This window comes from Mangrovactinospora gilvigrisea (genome assembly GCF_001879105.1).
GTDB lineage: Bacteria > Actinomycetota > Actinomycetes > Streptomycetales > Streptomycetaceae > Mangrovactinospora > Mangrovactinospora gilvigrisea.
This window is the reverse complement of the sequence record NZ_MLCF01000039.1, coordinates 1-3,875: the sequence shown is the minus strand read 5'-3', so window position 1 is coordinate 3,875 and position 3,875 is coordinate 1. Positions and strand designations below refer to the sequence as shown.

Sequence of the window (3,875 nt, the reverse complement as noted above, 5' to 3'; positions counted from 1 at the left end):
GCCGGCGGTGGCCGCCGCCCCCGCCCCCGCCGCCCCTTTCCCCGCCCCCGCCTCGCGCGCGCCGCGCGGCGGGTTCGTCCGGGGCTCCGGGGGGCTGGGAGGGCTGCTGCTCGTGGGTCACCGGCGCTCCGCTTCTTCGGGGACGACGATGCGAGACTGTAGCCTGTATGCCCCCTAATTCCGTATTGCGTGTCAGTTGCCGTTGACGGCGTGTCGATCGGGGTCGACTATGGCGCCACAGGTAAACGGTCATTCACTCGTCGGGCGCCGACCCGGCGACGGCGGGCGAGGGACGAAGGAGACGGCATGACGGTGTCCGAGGGCGGCCCGCTGGGGCCCATTCGCGTGGTGGTGGCCAAGCCGGGGCTGGACGGCCACGATCGCGGCGCGAAGGTGATCGCCCGTGCGCTGCGGGACGCCGGCATGGAGGTCGTCTACACCGGTCTGCACCAGACCCCCGAGCAGGTCGTGGAGACCGCGATCCAGGAGGACGCCGACGTCGTCGGCCTCTCCGTGCTCTCCGGCGCCCATATGACCCTCTTCGAGCGGGTGGTGGCGCTGCTGAAGGAGCGCGGCGCCGAGGACATCACCGTCTTCGGCGGCGGGATCATTCCGGAGGACGACATTCCGCTGCTCAAGGAGATGGGCGTCGCCGCGATCTTCACCCCCGGCGCGTCCACCCGCGACGTGGTCGCCTGGGTGCGCGAGCACGCCCGCGCGGGTGCCGACGCGGGTGCCGACGCCTGACATCGGGCACCGGGTTGCCCGGGGTGCGCGACTAAGCAGCACCGATGTGGGTATCCCTCCCCGGTGACCGGGAATCCGGGTCTCCTCCGTCGACTCAGGCGCCAACCGGCAGTGCCGAACGTATGGTTGTGATGAGGGCGCGACGGCGGGTCCGGTCCCGGTGTCGATCGCTCCGCGTTTCTCCGGTGGGGGCTCGATGTCGCTGCACAAGGGTGGCAACACCGTGGTTCCGGCGACGGAGCTGCGGGTTGCTCTGGGATGGCGCAAAGGCCCGGCCACGCCGGGTGCGGACGCACTGGCCGTTCTGCTGTCCGGGCGCCGCGCGCGCTCGCTCGGCGAGGTGGTCTCGTCGCGGGCGCCGCGCATGGAAGACGGCGGTGGCCGGCCTGTGCGGGCCGCCGTCCGCTACGAGGGCCGGGAGAGTCCCGGCAACGGTGAACGCGAGCTGTTCTCCGTCGATCTGACGGCCGTTCCGGCCGATGTGGACCGGGTGCTCTTCGCACTGCGCAGCGAGGGCGCCGGCTTCGGCGCGTTCGCCGGGCTGTGCGCGGTGATCAGCGAGGCGGCGGACGGCCACGGGGTGGCCCGCTACGACTGCTCCGACGCCTCCACCGAGACGGTCCTCATCCTCGGCGAGCTCTACCGGCGCGCCGACGAGTGGAAGTTCCGGGCGGTCGGGCAGGGCTACGCGGCCGGGCTCGCCGCGCTCGCCGAGGACATCGAGCTCGACGCCGAACTGCTGGAGGCCACCCACGGCCTGGCCGCCGAGCCGGAGGAGCGCCGCGGGCGGCTGCCGCGCCAGGAGGGCGCGGTGGTGCTGCACGGCTCCGCCGCGGCGCTGTCGCGGCGCGCGGGTTCCGGCTCCAACGGGGCTGCGCTGCCGCGCGGTTCGGGCTCCGGTGCAGGCGCGGGATCGGCCAACGGCGGGAGTTCGCTGGTGCCGGCGCCCGGCTACGGGTACCTGCCGTGGACGGCCGACCGCTATCTGCCGTCCGCCGGGCCGTCGTTGGGCCGGCAGCCGGCCGCGTCCGGCGAGCAGCCTCAGGTCATCGTGCTCACCCAGAGCGTGCCGGGCATCTCGCTGGCCAAGCACGGGGCGACGCGCGGCACGCTGCGCATCAACCTCAACTGGAGCATGCTGCGGCGGCCCCGGGCGCAGCCGCAGGGCGGCTTCCTGCAGTGGCTCTTCGGCGGCGAGCCGCGCGAGCCCGAGCTGGACCTCGACCTGTGCTGCCTGTGGGAGCTGCAGGACGGGCGGAAGGGCGTCATCCAGCCCACCGGCAACCGGTTCGGTGCGCTGCACCGGCCGCCGTACGTCCGGCTCGACAAGGACGACCGCACGGGCGCCACCGAGGACGGCGAGAACCTCGACATCAACCTCGACCACAGCGCGGACTTCCGGCGGCTGCTGGTCTTCTCGGTGATCTACGAGGGGGCCAGCGGGTACGGCGGGATGGACGCGGCCGGCACGCTGTACCCGCCGTACGGGCAGCCCATCGAGGTGCGGCTGGACCAGACCGACGAGCTGACGCGGATGTGCGCGATCGCGCTGATCGAGAACGTCGGCGGGGAGCTGGTGGTGCACCGCGAGGCGAAGTACATCCCCGGGAACGAGGCGGACGTCGACCGCGCGTACGGGTGGGGGCTGCGGTGGTCGCGGGGGTACAAGTGAGCGGTGCGGGCTCCGTTGCGGGCGCCGTGATCCGGACCCCGGACAGGACCTAGGAGGCCCGGAGGGCGGTGGTGAGCTCCGCGCGCAGGCGGAGGGTGGTGGCAAGGGTGGTGAAGGCCTTCTCCCACGCCGGGTCGGGCTGCTCCGCCGCGAGGCGCTCCGCCTCGTCCGCCGCCGAGGTCGGCAGGCGGCGCTCGGCCAGGCCCAGCAGGCCGCCGAACCCCCACGGCCTGCCCTGCACGTCCCGCGCAGCCGCGCGGGCCAGCGCGCCGAGCACGGCGTCGCCGAGGACGGCGGGCCACGGACCCGGGCAGGACTGCAGCAGCTGGAAGCAGTCCGCCGGGTCGTGCGCGGCGAGGTGACGGGCCGTCCGGGCGGCGCGCTCCTCCGGCGGCAGCACGGCGAGGAGCTGGACGGGCGGCTCGGGCTCGGCGGCGTCGTGGTCGCCGAGCAGGGCCCGCGCCCAGCCCGCGTCCGCGTGCCGGACGGCCGCCCGGGACCAGCCGTCCCGCACGTCCTCCCGCCAGGACTCGGAGATCGGCAGCGCGACGATCTGCTCCGGCGTCAGGTCGAGCGCATGCGTCCACGCCGACGGCGGGGTGGCCGCGATGATCTCGCCGAGCAGCCAGGCGCGGCGGTCCCGGCCGGTGGGGGAGTCGGGGGCGATGCCGTCGCGGCGCATGGCGGGATCTGCTTCCTTCGGGGGGTCGACGACGAGGAAGGGGCGCGCGCAGCGCTTCCTGGGAAGGGCGGTGGTGGGCGAGGGGCAGTCCCGGCCGCGTGAGCCGTTCCGGCTGACGGCGGCGGCGGAGACGGTGAGGCAGCGCAGCGCGCGGGCGGTCATCCGGGCGGCCAGCGCCGAGCGCGGCAGCAGGACGAGGAGGCCGGCGGCGGTGGCGCGGACGGCGGCGGCCCGGTCGTCCAGCGCCTCCTCCAGGAACGGTTCGTCGGCCGGAGTGAGGCCGTCGGCGAGGGTGCGGAGGAAGAGCGCGCGGTCCTCGGCGCGCTCCTCCTCCCAGGTGGCGGCGAGCAGGGCGCGGGCCTCGGCGGCGGTCGCCGGGCCGGCGGCGCGCAGCCGGGCCAGCAGGGTGACGCGCTCGTCGAAGAGCCCCTCCCGCCACAGCGCCGACGGCTCCTCGGGTATCCGGCCGGCCGGGGCGGCGACGCGGGCCGCCCACGCCCAGTCGCGGTTGAGGGCGGCGAGGCGGTGGCCGCGCGGGCCGGCCAGGGCGAGGACGGGGGCGCGCAGCTCGGTGCGGGCGCGCCCGGCGTCCAGCAGCTCGGGGAGGAGCGCGGCGGGCGCGCGGTGGCCGAGGCGGACGGCGAGATCCAGCCACTCGGGGAGCAGCTCGGCGGTGTGCGGGGCGTCGCCGCGGGCCCGGGCGTCCAGCAGCATCACCAGGTGGTCGCGGGCGGCGGGGGGCAGCGGGCGGCGCGGATCGGGGGGCAGGGGCGC

General features: G+C 75.8%; 3 protein-coding genes. 2 read left to right on the top strand and 1 reads right to left on the bottom strand.

From position 1 onward, the window contains the following. Positions 1-306: 306 nt before the first annotated feature. Together BIV57_RS08515 and BIV57_RS08510 are read left to right on the top strand one after the other, a co-directional pair. Complete coding sequence (locus BIV57_RS08515; protein WP_071656078.1) at positions 307-747, top strand: coenzyme B12-dependent isobutyryl CoA mutase small subunit; 441 nt, start codon at positions 307-309, stop codon at positions 745-747. A gap of 196 nt (positions 748-943) precedes the next feature. After that, positions 944-2,419 (top strand): TerD family protein, encoded by a 1,476-nt coding sequence (locus tag BIV57_RS08510; protein WP_071656077.1) that lies wholly within the window; start codon positions 944-946, stop codon positions 2,417-2,419. A 49-nt stretch (positions 2,420-2,468) separates the two neighbouring features. On the opposite strand, the gene BIV57_RS25030 is transcribed toward BIV57_RS08510, so the two are convergent. Beyond that, on the bottom strand, positions 2,469-3,875 hold a 1,407-nt coding region (locus BIV57_RS25030; protein ID WP_071656076.1), incomplete at its 5' end, for a DUF5691 domain-containing protein.